Here is a 21,126-nt window from a genome sequence, read left to right as displayed (position 1 = left end):
CTGCGATGGGATGCCCGGGCCGTTGGCGTTGCGGCATGCATGGCGCCGGAACGAGTCGGCGCCGGCGACGCCGGTGCGCAGCCGCCGACGCTCATGTGGCCGATGTGCACGGCCGGCATCTGTCGCGTTCGCGCACACGCCAGGCCGCCCGACGGCACGTGGCGCACTGCGGTGGCAGTTGGGCTAAGCCGACAGTTCTCCACGCACGATCTGCGCGCCCGCACTGAGCGCACTGAGTTTGCCGCGCGCCACGTGCCGGGCGAGCGGTGCCATGCCGCAGTTGGTGGAGGGATAGAGTTTGTCGGCATCGACGAAGCGCAGCGCTTTGCGCAGTGTCTCGGCCACTTCCTGCGGCGTTTCGATCGTCGTGCTTGCCACGTCGATGGCGCCGACCATCACCTTCTTTCCGCGAACGAGTTCGATCAGATCGATCGGCACGTGCGAGTTGTGGCATTCCAGCGAAATGATGTCCAGCGAGGATGTCTGCAGCTTGGGGAACGACTCTTCGTACTGGCGCCACTCCGAACCCAGCGTCTGCTTCCAGTCGGTATTGGCCTTGATGCCGTAGCCATAGCAGATGTGGACGGCGGTCTCGCACTTCAGACCCTCCACCGCGCGCTCCAGGGTGGCGACGCCCCAGTCGTTGACCTCGTCGAAGAAGACGTTGAAGGCCGGTTCGTCGAACTGGATGATGTCCACGCCGGCGGCTTCCAGTTCCCTGGCTTCCTGATTGAGGATCTTGGCAAACTCCCATGCCAGTTTTTCGCGGCTTTTGTAGTGCGCATCGAAGAGCGTGTCGATCATCGTCATCGGGCCGGGCAGCGCCCACTTGATCGGCTGGCGGGTCTGCTGGCGCAGGAACTTGGCATCGTCCACGAACACCGATCTCGGACGGCTGACCGCGCCGACGACGGTCGGCACGCTGGCGTCGTAGCGGTCGCGAATCCTGACCGTCTCGCGTTTTTCGAAATCGACACCGCTGAGATGTTCGATAAACGTGGTGACGAAATGCTGACGTGTCTGTTCGCCGTCGCTGACGATATCGATGCCGGCGTGCTGCTGTTCCTGCAGCGACAAACGCAGCGCGTCCTGCTTGCCTTCGATCAGTTCGGCGTCCTGCAATTTCCAGGGCGACCAGAGCGTTTCGGGCTGGGCGAGCCAGGACGGCTTGGGCAGGCTACCGGCGGTTGAGGTGGGGAGCAGCTTTGTCATGATGAGGGATGTCGTGCGTTCTGGTTGATTAGGAAGCGCGGCTGGAGGCCCACTGCGCAAGCAGGTTGCCGTAGGGCCGGATGAAATGTTCTTCGGTGAATTTGCCCTGCGTCACGGCGAGCTGGCTGCGCTCTTGGCGGTCGTAGACGATCTGGGTGGACGAATAATCCTGATGCTTCAGGCTCGGCTGATAGGTCGGCCCTGCTGCAGCGTTGGCGTTGTAGATCTCTGGCCGGTAAATCTTCTGGAACGTTTCCATTGTGGCGATGGTGCCGATCAGCTCCAGGTTGGTGTAGTCGCCGAGCAGGTCGCCGAAGAAGTAGAACGCCAAGGGCGCAACGCTGCTGGGCGGCATGAAATAGCGCACCTGCAGGCCCATCTTTTCGAAGTACTGGTCGGTCAACGAAACCGCGTCCTGCCGGTATTCGATCCCCAGGATGGGGTGCCGGTTTCCGGTGCGGTGATAGGTTCTGCTGGTGGAGACGCTGATGCAGATGACCGGCGACTTCTGGAAGTGCGCGCAGTACGCGGGCGAGTGCACGAAGTGCTTGAACAGCTTGCCGTGCAGGTCGCCAAAATCGTCCGGGATGTTGAAGCCGGACGCATCTTGGTTGTGCGCTGGCAGCAGCACGCTGAAATCGTAGTCGCGCACGTAGGAAGAGAAATTATTGCCGGCAATGCCGTCGATGCGCGCACCGGTATGCCGATCGACGATGGTGGGTTTCAATATCTCGATCAACGGAAACGCATCGTCCAGCGCGCGTTCGCCGATGTGCATTTCGACGGAGATGATGTCCAGCTCCACCGCGTAACGGTCACGGTTGGGGTTATCCCAGTGCGCCAGATCGTTGCAGCGGTTGTTGATCATCGCCAGCGTGTTACGCAAATTTTCCTGACGTCGCTGACCTCTGGCCAGGTTGGCGAAGTTGGTCGTGTTGCGCGTCGTGGCCGAGGGGTGGTAGTCCTCATCGAAGCGCAGGCTCTTGATGGTGAAATTCAATACGTGAGTCATTGCGAACCGATGCCTTGTTTCTAAGATGGGACGCGCGCATGCGCTGCGTCATGGGTAAATGCCGGCGGCATGCAGGCCGGGAAGTGGATCAGTACGCGCTTGCCGACCGATCCGGTTCCCTGGCTACCGCGAGCTGGGCCCTCAGGCCGCAGCCACGCCCTGCGCGGCGCTGGACCGCGCGTGCCGCGTCAGCTCGATCAGCGGCAGTGCCCGCTGCACCGCCAGCCTGGCCCGCTCGGCCAGCGCGTCGTTGTGCACGCGGTAGTCCAGAAAGTCGCGGTCGGTTGCGTAGACGCCCAGCGGCAAGGTGCGTGCCTGGAAGAAGCTGAAAAGCGGGCGTAGCTGGTGGTCGATCACCAACGCATGGCGGTCGCTGCCCCCGGTTGCGGCGAGCAGCACGGGGGTATCGATCAAGGCGTCCTGATCGATGAAATCGAAGAAATGCTTGAACAGTCCGGTGAACGAGCCGCGGTAGACCGGCGTTGCCACCACCAGCACGTCGGCCTGCTCTACCAGGCAGAGCGCCTGCTCCACCGTGCCAGGGACTTGGGTACGCCAGAGCGCGCCAGCGAAGTGCGGTGCCAACGCCCCAATTTCGACCAGATGGCGCTCGCACGGCACCTGATCGGCGATCAACTCCAGCAGGTGTTCTGCCAGGGCAACAGCCTTGGAGGGGCGTTGCATCCCGCCGGAAACCGCGACGACGCGGAGTGGGTGTTTGACAGTCATGCTAGGCAACCTTACGCAGTGGGGACGTCGTGCAGTGCGCCAGGAAGATTGCGGCCCGACCTATTGGCCGCGCCATGCGTCCGAACCCGTTCGCACGGCAGCGACTGAACAACGAGTCCCGATGCTAGGGCTGGCATTCAATGAAGTAAAATGGTGTTATTTCAACAATCCATGAATTCGGATCATTTGAATGCTTGAGCGCATCCATCTCACCATCGTCCAGCAGGTCGAGCAGCAAGGCTCGCTGACCGCCGCCGCAGGCGTGTTGAATCTGACCCAGTCGGCGCTGAGCCACAGCATGAAGAAGCTGGAACAGCAGCTGGGCACCGACATCTGGTTGCGCGAGGGGCGCAGCCTGCGCCTGACCCAGGCCGGCCAGTACCTGCTGGCGGTGGCAAACCGGGTGCTACCGCAACTGGACCTGGCCGAAGAGCGGCTGGGGCAGTTCGCCCAAGGCGAGCGCGGTGCGCTACGCATCGGCATGGAATGCCATCCCTGCTACCAGTGGCTGCTCAAGTTGGTGGCGCCGTATCTGGCCACGTGGCCGGATGTGGATGTGGATGTGAAACAGAAGTTCCAGTTCGGCGGCATCGGCGCGTTGTTCGGCTACGAGATCGATCTGCTGGTCACGCCCGACCCGCTGTTCAAGCCAGGACTCAGGTTCGAGCCGGTGTTCCACTATGAGCAGGTGCTGGTCGTGGCCAAGCGCCATGCGTTGGCGTCGGCGGCCTACGTCAAGCCACAGCAGCTCACACGCGAGGTGCTGATCAGCTACCCGGTGGATCTTGAGCGCCTGGATATCTACAGCCAATTCCTGTTGCCGGCCGGCGTCACGCCGCGGCGCCACAAGGCCATCGAAACCACCGACATCATGATGCAGATGGTGGCCAGCGGCCGCGGCGTGGCCGCCATGCCGCGCTGGCTGGTCGAGGAATATGCGGCCAGAATGGACGTGGTGCCGGTGCGGCTGGGTGCGCGCGGCATCCCCAAGCAGATCTATCTGGGCGCGCGCGAGGCGGACATCGCAATCGATTACCTGCGCGCCTTCATCGAACTGGCGCGTGCGCCGGCCAATGCCACTGCCTATCCGCAAGGACCCCACTGATGGACGCCACTGCCCAACGCATGCCACTTCCACTGCCTGACGGCCACGCCAAGGTCTTGCTGCATTCGTGCTGCGCGCCGTGCTCTGGCGAGGTCATGGAGGCGATGCTGGCCTCCGGCATCGACTACACCATCTTTTTCTACAATCCCAACATTCATCCGCGCAAGGAATACGAGTTGCGCAAGGACGAAAACGTGCGTTTTGCCGAACAGTTCGGCGTGCCCTTCATCGACGCCGACTACGATCGGGACAACTGGTTCGAGCGGGCACGCGGGATGGAAAACGAACCTGAGCGCGGCGTGCGTTGCACCATGTGCTTCGACATGCGCTTCGAACGCACCGCGCTGTATGCCCACGAGCACGGTTTTCCGGTGATCACCAGTTCGCTGGGTATCTCGCGCTGGAAGAACATGCAGCAAATCAACGACTGCGGCATGCGCGCTGCGGCCAAGTATCCCGGCTTGATGTATTGGGAGTACAACTGGCGCAAGGGTGGTGGCGCCTCGCGCATGATTCAGATCAGCAAGCGCGAGAACTTCTATCAACAGGAATACTGCGGTTGCGTCTATTCCCTGCGCGATACCAATCGGCATCGTGTGGACAGCGGTCGCAAGCGCATTCAACTCGGCGTGAAGTTCTATGGCGATGACGAGTAGCAAGACTGAGCCTTCGCCAGTTCAGCGGCGACCACACGTGAATTTGGGGCTCCTCCCGCTCGATCAGCGCGTGGTGGCGATGTCACCCGATCATCATGACAAGACCGCAAGACCCGTGATTCCTGCAGACATGCCGAGCGGTGCCAGCACCATTACCGACACCTATTCGCTGGAGGTCAGCGTCAAGGACATCGGCGCGCTGACCAATGCGGCGCCGCGCATCCTGCCTGGCTCGGACATGTTCATTCCCTACTTGCCAGGCCAAACCGAGGCTGCGCGGCTGGCCGCAGCACAGAGGGTGCGTCGCCTTGGTTTCGAACCCGTGCCACATCTTTCCGCGCGTCGCATCGGCTCGCTCGAGGAACTGCAGGCAGTTATCGCGCGCCTGGTCGGTGAGGCCGACGTCACCCGTTGCCTGGTGATCGCAGGTGATCCGTCCACTCCGAAGGGACCGTTTGCCGACAGCGTGTCGCTGATCGAGACGGGTGTGTTCGAACGCTCAGGCATCCGCACCATCGGCGTGGCGGGTCATCCGGAAGGACATCCGATCATGCGCACGACAGAACAATGGGACGTGCTGGAACGCAAATGTCGCAGCATTCAGGAGCGCGGCATGGCGCCCCTGATCGTGACGCAGTTCGGGTTCGATGCCGACATCGTCATGACATGGCTGGAAGCGCTGCGCGCGCGCGGCATGACGCATCCGGTGCGGGTGGGCGTGCCCGGTCCTGCCAGTGTCGCCGTACTCGCACGCTATGCGGCAAGCTGCGGCGTCGGCGCCTGCGCGTCGGTGCTCTCAAACTATGGCATCTCCATTGGCAAGCTATTCGGCAACGCAGGGCCGGATCGCTTTGTCGATCGCCTCGTCAGCCGCCTGACGGAAGCGCATGGAGATGTCCGCTTGCACTTCTTCCCGTTCGGCGGCATCGCCCAGTCTGTGGAGTGGGTTGCGCACTATCGCTCGTGCGAGGCGTCGCAGGATCGGGTTAGCTCCGTGGCCGCGGATTAGGCGTCAAGACGAACGTGTCTGTGTGCCAGTCAACGTAGGCTTGAGGCGGTCACACCGCTACTGATCGGGCGATGGGTCCGTGGCGATGCTGGCCGGGACGAGAGCGGCTGAATGCGCTGCGTCCCATGGTGGACAAGGCAATCTGGCCGCTACAGCGGCAGTGCACGAGATTGAAGGGGAATTCGGTCTTCATCGCTGCATTCTTCTCTGCGACAACGCCGCGTCCGCGACCCTGATCGCACTCGGTGTCGTTTAATTTCTAGCGACATGCACGCAGCGCCGTGAGTGTTGCAGTGCACAGCAGACCTGTCACAAGAGCGCGGTATAACCATCCACGAATCGCGGCGAGGGGGCGCTGCATCCGGTGTCGTTGCCGTGCGCGATGGCATCGCTTCTGCAATGCTCACGGAGAGATCTTGCCATGCCGAAGCCGTCGCTGTCGTCGCTGTCGTCGCTGTTGTGCTCCCTCTCACTGCTCTCTGCACCGCTTGCGGCAGCCGAGTTGCAGCCCAAGCAATTGGCTGGCCCACCGGAGGAGTTCGCGCAGATGCGTGCGCCAGATCCGGCCGAGTCGGCGATTTTGTCCAAGAGTGCGTTGCTGCCGGTGGAACTGGCACCGGCCGGTCAATCCGCGCGCTGGCAAGGCAGCTTGCCGGTGGAAAACGGGCACCTGCGCTTCATGGTGCTGTCCGGCGATCAGGCCTGGGATGCAGCAGTGGCTGCGCCTCAGCTTGCCGGCGCACGCGCCACGGCGGTGGCGACACCGCTGCACGCGCAGCGCACGCTGTTGGGCACCGCCGAGCACGGCACCAGCGGCATGCGCTACGCCGTGGAGTCGGCGCGCAACGGCGCATGGTCGTTGACGCTGCAGTCGTCCTCGCCGGTGGCGCAGCGCGGCTACGTGCTGATGGAAGGCGATGCGCGCACGCAGCTTGCTTCGTACCTGCGCACGCGTCAGCAGCAGGTTGGCCAATCGCTCACGCTCAACGCGCTGCTGAGCGGCAACGATGCACGCGGCGCCACGCTGCTGACGGCACAAGCCGGAACGATCGACCAGGCAAGCCTGCGCGTGATCGATCCGCAAGGCGGTGTGCGCAGCCTGCCGATGGCCGATGACGGCAAGCACGGCGATGGCGCCGCTGGCGATGGCGTGTACGGCGGCACGTTCCAACCGACCAGCGAGGGCACCTGGATTGCGCAGGTCATCGTGCATGGGCATGACCAGGCTGGCCAGCCGTTCGTGCGGACCAGCGAGCACGTGGTGCCGGTGGTGGATACGTCGCTGCGTCTGCTCGGCAATGCCCTGGGCGCACGCGCTGCCGAGGGCACGCAACTGACGATTGCGCTACCGGTCGCTGCACGTGGCAACGCACCGTCGCATTACAGGGTGTTCGGCCAGGTCTGGGGCACCGATGCCAAGGGCAAGGACGTACCGGTGGCCTGGATCGCCGGCATGCTGACGCCGCAGCAAGGCCAGCTGCACCTGAGCCTGGACGAACGCTGGATTGCGCGTGCCGGTGCGCGGGCACCGTTCACGCTGCGCAGCCTGCGCATCGAAGACCCGGACCATTACATTCCGCTGGTGCAGGCCGGCGCGCTGCCGTTGCAAGTGCCTGCGCTACGCCGCGCCAGTCTCGCCCACGCCAGCACGGCGATCGACGAGAGCATGCGCATGGGCCCCCGCCCCACTGCACTGGCTTCCGCGATGGCGACGGCACAGCCTCAGGCCGCCGGCTCGCAATTGGTGCTGGTGCACGGCTATTGCTCCAACGGTGTGTGGCCGCAGGCGCAATTCACCAATGCCTCGACCTTCCTGGATGCCAAGCAGAACCGCAGCAACGACCAGTTTGCGCAGCGGCTTGCCCAGTTCGCCAGCCAATGGTCGTCGTTCTCTACGGTGGCGCACAGCCAGGGCGGCATGGCTGCGCTGCACCTGTATACCTACTATTGGAGCGGGCTGGATAACGCCACTGGTGGGCGGGTGATGCAGTCGGTGGGCACGCCGTATCAAGGTACCAATCTGTCTGGGGTGCTGGCCGCGGTGGGTTCCTGGTTCGGCGTGGGCTGCGGCACCAATAGCGATATGACCTACGACGGCGCCAAGGCCTGGCTGGCCGGCATTCCGGCCGATGCACGCGCCAAGGTCAACTACTACACCACCTCGTTCGCCAAGACCAACTGGTACACCAACGATTACTGCAACGCTGCCTCGGATCTGGTGTTGAACGACCCGGAAGACGGCACGGTGGAGCAGGTCAATGCGCAGCTGCCGGGTGGCGTGAATCGCGGCCACACCACCGGCCAATGCCACACCACCGGCATGCGCGACCCGGCGCAGTATCTGGATGCCAACCGCAATGCAGTGATGAATGCGAATGCGGCGAGGTAAGGCGGGTTGACCTGCGGTGCGATGGCCGGGGCGTGCGCCGGCCATCGCGTTGCAACCGGCGCTAGCGCTGCAGGGCTGGCGCCGGGCCTTGGGTTGATGCCACGGCCGATTGTGCATCGGCGCCACCACCCAGCACCTTGTACAAGGTCACCCGATTGTTCGCCTCGGTCAGCCGCAAGCTGATCAGTGTCTGTTGTGCGCTGTAGAGCGTGCGCTGCGCATCCAGCGCCACCAGGTAACTGTCCACGCCATTGCGATAGCGCGCATCCGATAGGCTGAAGCTGCGTTGTGCGGCGTCCACCATTGCCTGTTGCGCATGCATCCGTTCTTCAAGCTGCGTGCGTTCGGCGAGTGCATCGGCCACTTCACTGAAGGCGGTCTGGATCGCCAATTCGTACTGCGCAATGGTGATGTCCTTTTGCAACGTGGCCACATCCAGTTCGGCCTTCAACGCGCCGGCACGGAAGATCGGCACGCTCACGCTGGGCGAGAACGACCACGTATGGTCGCCATCGAACAGGCTGGATAACGCATCGCTGCCGCGCCCGGCATTGGCGGTCAACGAGATGGTGGGGAAGAAGGCCGCACGTGCCGCGCCGATATCTGCATTGGCGGCCTTGAGCGTGTGTTCGGCCGGCAGCACGTCCGGGCGCTGCAACAACACCCGCGATTCCAGCTGCGCAGGCAACGGCGCAAGCGCCACGCCTGTCTCGATCGCATCGCTGGCAGGCAACAACGCAACCGGCACCGACGTGCCCACCACCAGATTCAAGGCGTTGCGCGACTGCGCCAGCTGGGTGGCGTAGTTGGCCACATCAGCGCGCGCGCTTTCCACGCTGGTCTGGATCTGCGCCAGATCCAGACCGGAGACGATGCCGTTGTCGTGCTGCAGCTCGGTCAGACGCAGCGTCTTGCGTTGGCTGTCCAGGGTCTGCTGCGCGAGCGCCAGGCGCTGTTGATCGGCAGCCACGGTCAACCAGTCGTTGGCCACTTCAGCCACCAGGCTCAGACGCGTGCTGCGCTGGGTTTGCTCACTGGCGAGATAGCTTTCCAGGGCCTCGTTCTTGAGGCTGCGGATGCGACCGAACAGATCCAGCTCCCAGCTGCTGATGCCCACCTCGCCGCTGGCGCTGCGGATGACCTGCGCCGCGCCGGTGAAACTGGTCGCTGCCGCGGCGCGCTGCGCGGTGTGCGAGACGGTGGCATCGACGGAGGGAAACAGGTTCGCACGTTGAATGCGGTACTGCGCGCGTGCCTGCTCGATATTGAGTACTGCTACGCGCAGGTCGCGGTTGTTGTCCAGCGCCAGCGCGACCACCTGCTGCAGACGCGCATCGGTCACCACCTGCCGCCAATCCAGAGCGGCTGCATTCGGCGTGCCGGTATCCGCGTTGCCGGTGCTGCCGGTGCTGCCGATCACGCTGGGCACCGGCGCATCCGGGCGTGCGTAATGCGGCGCCATGCTGACGCAGCCACTCAAGGCGATGGCGCAGGCCACTGCGACACTTGCAAAGCCGTAGCGCATCACGGGGCCACCTCGGACGTCTCAGCGGCTGTCGCGTGATCAGACGCCCTACCAGGAAACACGCTGCGCACCATCACGTAGAACAACGGCACGAAGAAGATGCCCAGCAGCGTAGAGACCAGCGTGCCGCCGAGCACACCGGTACCCAGCGAATGGCGTCCACCGGAGCCGGCGCCGCTGCTGACCACCATCGGCAGCACGCCGAGCAGGAACGCCAGCGAGGTCATCACGATCGGGCGCAAGCGCATGCGCGCGGCATGCAAGGTCGCTTCGATCAGCGGCTGGCCCTTCTCTTCCAGTTCCTTGGCGAACTCCACGATCAGGATGCCGTTCTTGGCCGCCAGGCCCATCGTCGCCAGCAGGCCGACCTGGAAATAGATGTCGTTGGAGAGCCCGCGCAGCCATGTTGCCAGCAGCGCGCCGACGATGCCCACCGGCACCGCCAGCATCACCGAGATCGGGATCGACCAACTCTCGTAAAGGGCGGCCAGGCACAGGAACACGAACACCAGCGACACCGCGTACAGCATCCAGGTCTGCGCGCCGGCGGCCTGCTCCTGGTAGGACATGCCCGACCAGGCGTAGCTCACGTCCTTGCCGAGCTTGCCCACCAGCGCGGCGATGCCGTTCATCGCCTCGCCGGAACTGATGCCAGTGGCGGCGCTGCCGGTGATCTCCATCGACTCCACGCCGTTGAAGCGGCTCAGCACCTGCGGCGCATACGCCCATGCGCTGCTGGAGAAGGCAGAGAACGGCACCATCTCCGAGCTGCTGTTGCGCACGTACCAGCAGCCGATGTCGGCGGGCAGCATGCGCGCGCGCGCCTCGCCCTGCACGTAGACGCGCTTGACCCGGTTGTTGTTGAGGAAGTCGTTGACGTAGCTGCCGCCCATCACCGTGGCCAGCGTGGTGTTGATGTCAGACGCATCCAGGCCGAGCGCGCCGGCCTTGGCGTCGTCGATCTGCACGCGGTAGGTCGGCGCGTCTTCCAGGCCGTTGAAGCGCACCGCGGTCAGATCCTTGTCGGCGCTGGCCAGCTGCAGCAGCTGCTGGCGCGCGGCGACCAGCGCGTCGTGGCCCTTGCCGGCCACGTCCTGCAGCTCCAGGGTGAAGCCGGAACTGCTGCCCAGGCCGTTGATCGCCGGCGGCGACAATGCGAACACCTGCGCATCGGGCAGCGTGCCCATCATCGCGCCGGTGATGCGGTTGGCGATCTCCTGCGCGGGCGCATCGCGCTGCGCCCAATCCTTGAGCTTGATGAAACCCATGCCCGAGTTCTGGCTGCTGCCGGCAAAGCTGAAGCCGGAGATGGTCATCATCCCCGCCACCTCCGGTTGCTTGAGGATGAAGCTGGTGGCCTGGTCGATCGACTGCTGCGTGCGCTGCTGGGTGGCGCCGGCCGGCGTGGTGAACATCACCATCAACATGCCCTGGTCTTCGTCGGGGAGGAACGAACTGGGCAGGCGCCAGAACAACAGCGCCATTACCACGAGCAGCGCCAGATAGACCAGCCCGCCGAGTTTGCGATGGCCGATCAACTTGCCCACACCGCGACCATAGCCATCGGCGCCGCGGTCGAAGCGCACGTTGAACCAACCGAAGAAGCGCCCGAGCACTCCCTTGCGCGACACCTGTTGGCCGTGCGCGATCGGCCTAAGCAGGCTCGCGCACAACGCCGGGCTCAAGGTCAGCGCCACCAGCAGCGACAGCAGCATCGCCGCGGCGATGGTCACCGAGAACTGGCGGTAGATCTCGCCGGTGGCGCCGCCGAAGAAGGCCATCGGCAGGAACACCGCGGTCAGCACCAGGGCGATGCCGACCAGCGCGCCGGAGATCTGTCCCATCGAGGTGTAGGTCGCCTGCCGCGGCGACATGCCTTGCTCGCTCATCAGACGCTCGACGTTCTCCACCACCACGATGGCGTCGTCGACCAGCAGGCCGATCGCCAGCACCATCGCGAACATGGTCAGCGTGTTGATCGAATAGCCGAGCAAGGCCAGCACGCCGAAGGTGCCCAGCAGCACCACCGGCACCGCGATCACCGGCACCAGCGTGGCGCGCCAGTTCTGCAGGAACAGGTACATCACCAGCACTACCAGCACGATCGCCTCGAGCAGGGTCTTGACCACTTCCTCGATGGAAATACGCACGAACGGCGTGGTGTCGTAGGCGACTTCGTACGTGAGCCCGGTGGGGAAGTACGGCTTAAGCTGTTCGAGCTTGGCTTCCACCGCCTTGGCCGCATCCAGCGCGTTGGCGCCGGTCGCCAGCTCCAGGCCCATGCCCGAGGCCGACTTGCCGTTGTACTTGGAACTGGATGCATACGACTTGGAACCCAGCTCCACCCGCGCCACGTCGCGCAGATACACGGTGGCGCCGCCGGGCTGCGACTTCAGCACGATCGCCTCGAATTGCGCCGGGGTCTTGAGCTTGCTGCGCGAGGTGACCGTGGCGTTGAGCTGCTGGCCCTGCACCGCCGGCAACGCGCCCAGCGCGCCCGAGGAGACGTCGGCGTTCTGCGCCGAAATCGCGTTGCTCACGTCCGCGGGCATCAGCGAATAGGTGCGCAGCTTCTCCGGATCCAGCCACACCCGCATCGCATATTCGGAGCCGAACACGTTGACCCCGCCAACGCCGTTGAGCCGGCTGATCGGGTCCTGCAGCGTGGACACCATGTAGTCGCCGATGTCGGTGCTGTCCATGCTGCCGTCTTCGGAGGTGAAGGCCAGCACCATGAACATGCTGCTGCCGGTGGACTTGGTGACGGTCACGCCATTGCTCTGCACCGCCTCCGGCAGCATCGCCTCGCCCTGCGAGACCTTGTTCTGCACCTGCACCTGGGCGGTGTCCGGGTCGGTGCCGGACTCGAAGGTCAGGGTGATCGAGGCGGTACCGGCCGAGCTGCTGCTGGAGGACATGTACAGCAGGTGATCCAGGCCGGTCATCTGCTGCTCGAGGATCTGCGTCACCGAGTTCTGTACGGTCTGCGCCGAGGCGCCGGTGTAGGTGGCGCTGACGTTGATCGTCGGTGGGGCGATGTTGGGATACTGCTCCAGCGGCAGCGACAGGATCGAGAGCGCGCCGGCCAGGGTGATCACGATGGCGATGACCCAGGCGAAGATGGGACGGTCGATGAAGAAACGGGCCATGGCGGTTCCTCAGTCGGCCTTGGGCGCCGCCGCGGCGGTGCCCTGCGTGGCCGCCGGGGCGGTGGCGGCGGCATTGCCGGCCATCGCGGCCGCGGTCACTTCCACGGCCTTGACCTCGGCACCGACCGACGCCTTCTGCAAGCCCTGCACGATGACCTTGTCGCCAGCCTTCAATCCCTGGCGCACCACCCACTTGTCGCCGATCGCATCGCCGGTGGTCAGCACCCGCTGCGCGACCTTGTTGTCGCTGCCGACCACCAGCGCCACCGCCTGGCCCTTGCTGTTGCGGCTGATCGCCTGCTGCGGCACCAGGATGGCCTGCTCGTCCACGGCCATCGACAGTTTCGCGGTGACATACATGCCCGGCAGCAACAGGCGCTCGGGATTGGGCACCACCGCGCGCAGCTTGACGGTGCCGGTGGCGGTATCGACCGCGGCATCCACCACCTCCAACGTGCCGCTGTGTGCATAGGTGCTGCCGTCCTCCAGTTGCAGCGTCACCTCGGCCTTGCCGTCCACCGCCTTGAGCTGGCCGGCGTCGAGCTGGCGGCGCAACTGCAGCAGCTGTGCGCTGGACTGGGTCACGTCCACATAGATCGGGTCGAGTTGGTTGATGGTGGCCAGCACCTCGCTCTGGCCGGCACTGACCAGCGCGCCCGACGTGTAGCTGGAGGTGCCGATGCGGCCGGACACCGGCGCGGTGATGCGGGTGTAGTCGAGATTGATGCGCGCGGTCTGCAACGACGCCTTGGCCGCGACCACCGCCGCCTCGTTCGAGCGCAGCGTGGCCAACGCATCGTCGCCGTCCTGCTTGCTGACCGCATCCAGCCCGACCAGGGTCTGGTAGCGCTGCGCCTTGGGCCTGGCCGACAACACCGCCGCCTCGGCTTGCGCCAGATCGCCCTTGGCGGTGTCGTACGCGGCCTGGTAGCTGGCCGGATCGATTTCATACAGCACTTGCCCGGCCTGGACGTCCTGGCCTTCGGTGAACAGGCGCTTGCGCACAATGCCGCCGACCTGCGGGCGCACGTCCGAGGTGACATAGGCCACGGTGCGGCCGGACAAGGTCTGGTCCACGGCCAGCCGCTGCACCTTCAGCGTCTGCACACCGACCTGCGTCTGCGGCATCTGCGGCGGCTGCCTGGAGGAACACGCGGCCATGAGCGTGGTCACGGCGGCGGGCAACAGCCAGCGCAGGGACGCAGTGCGAAAACGATGGGCGGCGACGGGCAGCATGCGGCGAACTCACGGTTTATCCGAATGTGGCCACGCTACGGCGCGAATGTGCAGCAAATTTGGAGATTGCCGGCGGCGGCATGAACGCGCTTGATTTCCACTGCCGCGACCCGGCTAATACGCAGCAGCTGCGGTTACCGCGCTTCGCATCACCTCTTCGATGAAATTGGGTATCACCGCCAAGTTGTTTCTCGCCATCCTCGCTGCGTGCGTGGCGGTGCTGCTGATCAACGGCATCGCCGTGCAGGCCTTCGTCAAACGCCAGTTCCTGGACTATCTCAACGAACAGGGCGTGGAGCGCATGCAAGAGACCTTGCCGCGGGTCAGGGCCGAATACGCGCGGCACGGCAACTGGGAGTTCGTGCGCGACAACCCCGATGCCTGGTTCGTGCTGATGCGCCCGGAACGTGGCCCCGGCCCGCCACGCGAGGCGCCGCCGATTTCCGACCAGACCGGTGCGGTGTTTCGCTTCGCGCTGCTCGACCAGGACTACACGCCGGTGATCGGCAATCCGGAGGTCGGCCGCCACGACATCCTGCGCCCGGTGGTGGTTGGCGGCCGCACCGTCGGCTGGATGGCGATGCTGCCGTTCCAGAAGGCGCTGGCGGCGGCGGACGCGCGCTTCTACGCCGCGCAGCAACGCGCGTGGTGGGCGATCGGCGGCGCCTGCCTGCTGGTCGCCGCGCTGCTCGGCTGGCTGTTGTCGCGCACCTTGCTGCGGCGCCTGCGTGGCCTGACCCAGGCCACCCACCTGCTCGCTGCGGGCGACTACGCCACCCGCATCGACGCCGCGGCGCGCGACGAACTGGGCCAGCTGGCGCGCGATTTCAACCTGCTGGCGCAAGCGCTGGAGCACAACGAACGCGCGCGACGCGACTTCATGGCCGACATCTCGCACGAGCTGCGCACGCCGCTGGCGGTCCTGCGCGCCGAACTGGAAGCGCTGCAGGACGGCATCCGGCCGATGACACCCAACTCGCTGGGGTCGCTGCACCAGCAGGTCGGCCAGCTGGGCAAGCTGATCGAAGACCTGTACGACGTGTCGCTGACCGATGTCGGTGCGCTGGCGTATCGGCGCGCTCCCGTCGATCTGGCGGTCATCCTGGCGACCGTGCTGGACGGCTTGCGCGCGCGCTTTGCCGCCGCGCAGCTGCAGGTGCAGGCGCAGATCGATGCCGGCCCGCTGCAGGTGGACGGCGACGAACGCCGTCTGCAGCAACTGCTGGGCAACCTGCTGGAAAACACGCTGCGCTACACCGACGCCGGTGGCACGGTGCAGGTGCGCTGCGTGCGCCGCGGCGCGGTGCTGGAGATGGTGGTCGAAGACAGCGCGCCAGGCGTGGATGCGGACAAGCGCGCGCGGCTGTTCGAACGCTTCTACCGCACCGAGGCCTCGCGCAATCGTGCCAGCGGCGGCAGCGGCCTGGGCCTGGCGATCTGCCGCAACATCGCCGAGGCACATGGCGGCTCGATCCACGCCGAGGCTTCGGCACTGGGCGGGCTGCGCATGGTGCTGCGCCTGCCGGCGCTGGTCGCATGAGCAGCGCGTCCCCGATCGGGCATGTGCTGATCGTCGAGGACGAACCGCGCCTGGCCGCGGTGTTGGGCGAGTACCTGCACGCGGCCGGCTATTCGCACGACTGGATCGCCGATGGCGCGCAAGCGCTGGGCGCATTCCGCGCGCAGCAGCCCGACCTGGTGCTACTGGACCTGATGCTGCCCAACCGCGGCGGCCTGGACATCTGCCGCGACCTGCGCAATGAAAGCGCGGTGCCGGTCATCATGGTCACCGCGCGCGTGGAGGAAATCGACCGCCTGCTGGGCCTGGAGATCGGCGCGGACGACTACATCTGCAAGCCGTTCAGCCCGCGCGAAGTGGTGGCGCGCGTCCAGGCAGTGTTGCGCCGGCATCGCCACGACCCCCACGGCGCGCCGGCACCGGGCCTGCAGATCGACGAGGACGCCTGTCGCGCCAGCGTGGACGGCCGCGCCCTGGACCTGACCCAGGTCGAATTCCGCCTGCTGCGTACCCTCGCCGCGGCCCCGGGGCGGGTGTACTCGCGCGAGCAACTGATGGGCCGGCTTTACGCCGACCACCGCATCGTCACCGACCGCACTGTCGACAGCCACGTCAAGAATCTACGCCGCAAACTCGCCGACGCCGGCGGCGAGGACTGGGTCCGTTCGGTCTATGGGGCGGGGTATCGCTTTGAGCCGTGAATGGGGAATTGGGAATGGGGAATCGGTAGGGGGCTGCTGCGTCTCTTCGGCGCGTCTGACGCTTGTAGTTTCACATCGACTTGCGGAACGAAACTGTCCGGGGCAAGTGCCTAGCCTTTGATTTTGCGATTCCCGAGTCCCGAATCCCGGTATCAACGAAACACCACCGTGCGATGTCCGTTGAGCACGATGCGGTGTTCGACGTGGCGGCGTACTGCGCGCGCCAGCACCAGCGATTCGGTGTCGCTGCCCAGGCGGACCAGGTCGCGCGGGGTCATGGCGTGGTCCACGCGGGCGACGTCCTGCTCGATGATCGGGCCTTCGTCCAGATCTTCGGTGACGTAGTGCGCGGTGGCGCCGATGATCTTGACCCCGCGCGCGTGCGCCTGGTGATACGGCTGCGCGCCCTTGAAGCTGGGCAGGAAACTGTGATGGATATTGATCGCGCGCCCGGCCAGTGCCCGGCACAGCTGCGGCGACAGGATCTGCATGTAGCGCGCCAGCACCACCAGATCGATCTGCAGCGCGTCGACCAGGGCGAGCAACTGCGCTTCCTGTTCTGCGCGCGTATCCGCGCTCACGGGCAGATGATGGAAGGCGATGCCGTAGGAGCCGGCCAGTGCGGCGAAATCGGTGTGGTTGGACGCCACTGCGGCGATGTCCACGCGCAGCTGCCGGCTATGCGCACGGAACAGCAGGTCGTTGAGGCAATGGCCCTGCTTGCTCACCAGCACCAGCAGGCGCGCGCGGCGGCGGGCGTCGTGCAGTTGCCATGCCATCTGGAATTCGTCAGCCAGCACTGCAAAGCGCTGCTCCAGGGCGGCAATGTCGGTCTTTGCCGGTTTGTCGAAGTGCACGCGTAGGAAGAATCGGCCGCTTTCGTCGTCGCCGAATTGCTGCGCGTCGAGGATGTTGCAGGCCAGGTCGAACAGCAGCCCGGTCACGCGATAGACGATACCGGTACGGTCGGGGCAGGACAGGGTGAGGATGTAGTCGGAGCGCATCGGCGCATGATAGCCAATGCGCGACATCACCGACGCAGTGCTTGCGTCGGTAACTTTTGCCGTGCGAACAGGTGCGAAAACCGGCGTGCGATCCAGCCGATGTTTGACGCTCTGACCGTGGTTGCGTTGCGCTCGCGCTGCAAGATGACGTGCAGCCAAGAGGACGTATAGCCCGGCAGTGCAGTGCGTGCACCGATCCCGGTTGCGCGACACCGCCATGCACGTCTGGCAATGGCACTCAGCGCCGCGGCAAACGCAGCATCAGCCGCCGGTTGATCTCGTCCAGCTGCGCAAGCGATGCGTCCACCGATGTTTCCATGGCTTCCTGCGTGGTGATGTGTGCACGCAGATGCGCCGGGTCCGACAGCTCGCCACGCACCAGGAACACGTTCTCGCCGACTTCGCCCAGATGGCGGCTGAGCACCACATAGTCCACCTGATCGAAGCCATGCTGCTTGGCCAGCGGCAGCAGGCGCGCGGCCATGCGCTCGCTCGCCTCGTCCACGGGCTTGCCTAACTCGGCGTCCAGCACGCCGACCGCTTCGCGGATCTGTGCGAACAGGTAGTGGTCCGGGTGCTCGGGATGGTCGGGACCCACCGGGCCCTGGTTGACGACCGGCGCGTCGGTCATCGTGCGCCACCGGCGCAAGCCAGTGCGCGCTCGGTCAAACCGAGCGTGATCTGCAGGTGTTGCATCGCATCCTCCCTGGAGCGGCGGCCGTAACGAGCCGGCATTTTAGAAGGTCTGCTGCATGTTTAGGTGAGCAAGCGGTGGGCCGCCTTGGCGTGAAGCGAAGTGCCTTGCGCAGGACTCAATCCGAGTTCCGCAATGGTGATCAGGCTACCTGCCCTGCGCGCCGCGCCGAGACTTCCGCCAGTACCGCCCAGTCTGCGTGGCCGTCGCCATGCGCAATGGCCTCGTCCAGCCCTGCACGCAGCAATTCGCCCAATGGCATCGGCACCTGCTTGTCGGCGCCAGCCTGGATGGCCAGGTCCACGTCCTTGCGGCCCAGCGTGGCGGTGAAACCAGCCGGCAGGTATTCGCGCTGCATGATCAGGCGGCCGTAGCCCTGGTAGGCGGGCGCGGCGAACAGGGTGCTGGTGAGCATGCCCAGAAACTGCGTCGCATCCACGCCATGACCGCGTGCCAGCGCACTGGCTTCGGCCATGGCGCCGATGGCGCTGGCCAGGCAGAAGTTGGCAGCCAGCTTCACTGCATTGGCCTGCTCCGGTGCGCGCCCGATGTACCAGGTCTTCTGCCCCAGCGCATCGAACATCGGCTGCACCCTGGCCACGGCCGCTTCATCGCCGGCGGCCAGAATATTGAGATTGCCGGCTTCGGCCACCTCCACACGCCCAAGCACCGGCGCCGCCACGTAGGCCACACCGCGCTCGGCATGCAGGGCGGTCAACTCATGTGCCAGCGCCACCGAAATGGTGGCCATGTTGACGTGCACGCTGCCCGCCGGCAGCGCATCCAGCACGCCACGCTCCAGCAAGGTCTGGCGCACTGCGTTGTCGTCGGCCAGCATCGAAAACAGCAGCGGGCCGTGCGCGGCATCGCGCGGTTGCTCCACCACCGTGGCGCCCGCATCGCGCAGCGAGTGAGCGCGTTCGGGCGACCGGTTCCACACGCTCAACGCGAACCCGCCACGCAGCAGGTTGTGCGCCATCGGCAGGCCCATCGTGCCCAAGCCCAGAAATCCTATCGGCATGCGGTGTCCTTGTTCGGTATGACGTCAGGTGCAAATCAGTTGGCGAACACGCCCCGCGCATCGCGCGGTTCGCAACGCAGGTATTGCGGTGCCGGAGTGACCGAGGCGCCCAGCGCCGCGGCGGCATGCCACGGCCAGCGCGGGTCGTACAGGATGCCACGCGCCAGCGCGATCGCATCGGCCTGGCCTTCTTGCAGAATCGCCTCGGCCTGCGCCGGCTCGGTGATCAAGCCTACGCCAATCACCGGCGTGTTCACCTGCGCGCGGATCTCCTGCGCGAACGGAATCTGATAGCCCGCCTGCAGCGGAATCTGCTGGCGTGGATCGAGCCCGCCGCTAGAGACATGGATGTAATGCGCACCGCGTGCATCCAGCGCCTGCGACAAGGCGATGCTCTGCTGCACATCCCACCCGCCTTCGACCCAGTCGGTGGCCGAGATACGCACGCCAACGGCGATTTTTTCCGACACTGCCGCACGCACCGCATCGAAGATGCGCAGCGTCAGCCGCATGCGATTTTCCAGCGAACCGCCATATGCATCGCTGCGCTGGTTACTCAGCGGCGACAGGAATTGATGCATCAGATAACCATGCGCGGCGTGCAGTTCGATCAACTCCAGGCCCAGCCGTTCGGCACGCGTTGCCGATGCGACGAAGGCGTCCACCACGGCATCGATTCCCGCCTCATCCAGTGTCTGCGGCGCCGGCTGTCCCTGGCGGAACGGCAGCGCCGATGCAGACACGGTCTGCCAGCCATGCGCGTGGTCGGGCGCGATGGCCTCGCCGCCTTTCCACGGCAGATCGGTCGAGGCCTTGCGCCCGGCATGCGCCAGCTGGATGCCGATCGGCATCGGCGACCAGCGTCGTACCGATTGCAGTACCTCGGCCAGCGCCTGCTCGGTCGCATCATCGTACAACCCAAGATCGGCGTAACTGATGCGCCCTTCCGGTACCACTGCGGCCGCTTCGAGAATCAGCAAGCCGGCGCCGGATTGCGACAACGTGCCCAGATGGATGCGGTGCCAATCGCTGGCGCGGCCGTTCTGTGCCGAGTACTGGCACATCGGCGCAATGACAATCCGGTTGGCGAGCGCAAGCGGACCGAAGGCGATGGGGGAGAACAACTGGCTCAAGGCGGCATCCACAGCTGACATGGGGTGCTTATTGCACTGCGCCGCGCGCGCCGGCACAACCGCTGCGATGGATCACTGCGTCATGCAGAGCGTGCACTGGCGTCATTGACGCTGCGTGCACGCGGCAAATGCGGCGGCGCGTGCAGGAACGCCAGCGCCTGCGCGCACGACTGCTCCACCTTCAACGTCAGCAGCTCGTCCGCGCGTGTGCGCCCGAAGTTGAGTGCGGCGATCGGCAACCCGTTGCGTGCAGCGGTCTGCACGAAACGAAAGCCCGAATACACCATCAGCGACGAGCCCACCACCAGCACTGCATCGGCGGCCTGCAGATGCGCGAAGGCACGCTCCACCCGCGCGCGCGGCACGTTTTCGCCGAAGAACACCACATTCGGCTTGAGCACGCCACCGCACACCGGGCACGGCGGCACCACGAAATGCTCGAAGGCCACATCGTCCAGATCGGCATCGCCATCGGGCGCTTGCGCGGCCTCTAGCGCTGCCCAGCCTGGATTGGCCTGCTCAAGCAACACTTGAAATTCGGTGCGTGGCATGCGCCGCTCGCAGCCCATGCAGCGCACCACATCGAGCCGGCCATGCAGATCGATCACCGCCTGGCTACCAGCGGCCTGATGCAGGCGGTCCACGTTCTGGGTGAGCAGCACTTCCAACTGGCCACGCGCCTCCAGCGCAGCGAGCGCATGATGGGTGGCATTGGGTTGCGCCAGACCGAAGCGCGGCCAGCCGACCAGGCTGCGCGCCCAATAGCGCTGCCGCGTGGACAGCTCGCCCATGAACGCCTGGAACGTCACCGGCTGCGGGCGCTTCCAGCCGCCTTGCAGGTCCCGATAATCGGGAATGCCCGAATCGGTGCTGCAGCCGGCACCGGTCAGCACGAACAGCCGCTGATGGCGCTCGATGAAGTCCTGCAGCGTGTGGTGGTCGTGGGCAGGGACAGCAGTCATGTGGTCATTCCGGAAGCCATGGGAGCACTTTGCAACAGCGCCACGTGCACGGCCCGCTGCGGCGCCGTGT

General features: G+C 65.4%; 17 protein-coding genes. 6 read left to right on the top strand and 11 right to left on the bottom strand.

The features are described 5' to 3' along the window. Nucleotides 1–183 precede the first annotated feature (183 nt). The 3 genes from AMD14_RS02230 to msuE form a co-directional block, all read right to left on the bottom strand. Complete coding sequence (locus tag AMD14_RS02230; protein WP_003488997.1) at nucleotides 184–1,212, bottom strand: methionine synthase; 1,029 nt, start codon at nucleotides 1,210–1,212, stop codon at nucleotides 184–186. Between the two features lie 28 nt (nucleotides 1,213–1,240). Next, complete coding sequence (locus tag AMD14_RS02225) at nucleotides 1,241–2,224, bottom strand: DUF1852 domain-containing protein (RefSeq protein WP_011050253.1); 984 nt, start codon at nucleotides 2,222–2,224, stop codon at nucleotides 1,241–1,243. A 141-nt stretch (nucleotides 2,225–2,365) separates the two neighbouring features. Further along, entirely contained in the window at nucleotides 2,366–2,953 is a 588-nt protein-coding gene (msuE, locus tag AMD14_RS02220) for an FMN reductase (RefSeq protein WP_011050252.1), read from the bottom strand. Between the two features lie 190 nt (nucleotides 2,954–3,143). Between msuE and AMD14_RS02215 the strand changes: the two genes are divergently transcribed. The 4 genes from AMD14_RS02215 (at nucleotide 3,144) to AMD14_RS02200 (ending at nucleotide 8,112) form a co-directional block, all read left to right on the top strand. Then, nucleotides 3,144–4,058 carry a LysR family transcriptional regulator gene (locus tag AMD14_RS02215; protein ID WP_011050251.1) on the top strand — a complete coding sequence of 305 codons (915 nt, stop codon included), beginning with the start codon at nucleotides 3,144–3,146 and terminating at the stop codon, nucleotides 4,056–4,058. After that, on the top strand, nucleotides 4,058–4,714 hold the full coding sequence (locus AMD14_RS02210) for an epoxyqueuosine reductase QueH (protein WP_003489004.1): 657 nt from the start codon (nucleotides 4,058–4,060) through the stop codon (nucleotides 4,712–4,714). Before AMD14_RS02215 ends, AMD14_RS02210 begins: the two co-directional genes overlap by 1 nt. Before the next feature lie 130 nt (nucleotides 4,715–4,844). Further along, complete coding sequence (locus AMD14_RS02205; protein ID WP_011050250.1) at nucleotides 4,845–5,723, top strand: methylenetetrahydrofolate reductase; 879 nt, start codon at nucleotides 4,845–4,847, stop codon at nucleotides 5,721–5,723. 421 nt (nucleotides 5,724–6,144) lie between these two features. Next, nucleotides 6,145–8,112: a choice-of-anchor X domain-containing protein gene (locus AMD14_RS02200; RefSeq protein WP_015471619.1), complete on the top strand. Its 1,968-nt coding sequence runs from the start codon at nucleotides 6,145–6,147 to the stop codon at nucleotides 8,110–8,112. A 61-nt stretch (nucleotides 8,113–8,173) separates the two neighbouring features. Here the strand turns inward: AMD14_RS02200 and AMD14_RS02195 are convergent, their stop codons facing one another. Genes AMD14_RS02195 through AMD14_RS02185 form a run of 3 tightly spaced genes read right to left on the bottom strand, consistent with a single transcriptional unit; the run spans nucleotide 8,174 to nucleotide 14,022 of the window. Then, complete coding sequence (locus AMD14_RS02195) at nucleotides 8,174–9,637, bottom strand: efflux transporter outer membrane subunit (RefSeq protein WP_015462775.1); 1,464 nt, start codon at nucleotides 9,635–9,637, stop codon at nucleotides 8,174–8,176. Continuing rightward, the gene (locus AMD14_RS02190; protein ID WP_011050247.1) at nucleotides 9,637–12,786 is read right to left on the bottom strand and encodes an efflux RND transporter permease subunit; all 3,150 of its coding nucleotides are present in this window, start codon (nucleotides 12,784–12,786) and stop codon (nucleotides 9,637–9,639) included. Before AMD14_RS02190 ends, AMD14_RS02195 begins: the two co-directional genes overlap by 1 nt. Nucleotides 12,787–12,795: 9 nt before the next feature. Beyond that, complete coding sequence (locus AMD14_RS02185) at nucleotides 12,796–14,022, bottom strand: efflux RND transporter periplasmic adaptor subunit (protein WP_003489015.1); 1,227 nt, start codon at nucleotides 14,020–14,022, stop codon at nucleotides 12,796–12,798. A 160-nt stretch (nucleotides 14,023–14,182) separates the two neighbouring features. Here AMD14_RS02185 and baeS point away from each other — a divergent pair, with 160 nt between their 5' ends. Both baeS and AMD14_RS02175 read left to right on the top strand, forming a co-directional pair. Further along, a complete protein-coding gene (baeS, locus tag AMD14_RS02180; RefSeq protein WP_005932597.1) occupies nucleotides 14,183–15,562 on the top strand; it encodes a sensor histidine kinase efflux regulator BaeS in 1,380 nt (459 codons plus the stop codon). Then, nucleotides 15,559–16,242 carry a response regulator gene (locus AMD14_RS02175; protein WP_003489018.1) on the top strand — a complete coding sequence of 228 codons (684 nt, stop codon included), beginning with the start codon at nucleotides 15,559–15,561 and terminating at the stop codon, nucleotides 16,240–16,242. Before baeS ends, AMD14_RS02175 begins: the two co-directional genes overlap by 4 nt. Before the next feature lie 152 nt (nucleotides 16,243–16,394). On the opposite strand, the gene purU is transcribed toward AMD14_RS02175, so the two are convergent. The 5 genes from purU to AMD14_RS02150 all read right to left on the bottom strand — a co-directional run bounded on the left by purU (nucleotide 16,395) and on the right by AMD14_RS02150 (nucleotide 21,056). Then, nucleotides 16,395–17,273, bottom strand: coding sequence for a formyltetrahydrofolate deformylase (purU, locus tag AMD14_RS02170; protein WP_016848804.1), 879 nt, complete (start codon nucleotides 17,271–17,273; stop codon nucleotides 16,395–16,397). 211 nt (nucleotides 17,274–17,484) lie between these two features. Then, entirely contained in the window at nucleotides 17,485–17,877 is a 393-nt protein-coding gene (locus AMD14_RS02165; RefSeq protein WP_015462774.1) for an XVIPCD domain-containing protein, read from the bottom strand. A gap of 205 nt (nucleotides 17,878–18,082) precedes the next feature. After that, nucleotides 18,083–18,961, bottom strand: a complete 879-nt coding sequence (locus tag AMD14_RS02160) for an NAD(P)-dependent oxidoreductase (RefSeq protein ID WP_011050245.1) — start codon at nucleotides 18,959–18,961, stop codon at nucleotides 18,083–18,085. Nucleotides 18,962–18,996: 35 nt separating this feature from the next. Then, nucleotides 18,997–20,115 carry an NADH:flavin oxidoreductase/NADH oxidase gene (locus tag AMD14_RS02155; RefSeq protein ID WP_015471615.1) on the bottom strand — a complete coding sequence of 373 codons (1,119 nt, stop codon included), beginning with the start codon at nucleotides 20,113–20,115 and terminating at the stop codon, nucleotides 18,997–18,999. Between the two features lie 59 nt (nucleotides 20,116–20,174). Continuing rightward, nucleotides 20,175–21,056, bottom strand: a complete 882-nt coding sequence (locus AMD14_RS02150) for an NAD-dependent protein deacetylase (RefSeq protein WP_011050244.1) — start codon at nucleotides 21,054–21,056, stop codon at nucleotides 20,175–20,177. Between the last annotated feature and the right edge of the window lie 70 nt (nucleotides 21,057–21,126).

It is taken from the genome of Xanthomonas citri pv. citri, assembly GCF_000961215.1.
Classification (GTDB): domain Bacteria; phylum Pseudomonadota; class Gammaproteobacteria; order Xanthomonadales; family Xanthomonadaceae; genus Xanthomonas; species Xanthomonas cissicola.
Note: the sequence above shows the minus strand (reverse complement) of the source record. Positions and strands in the feature narration are given on the sequence as shown.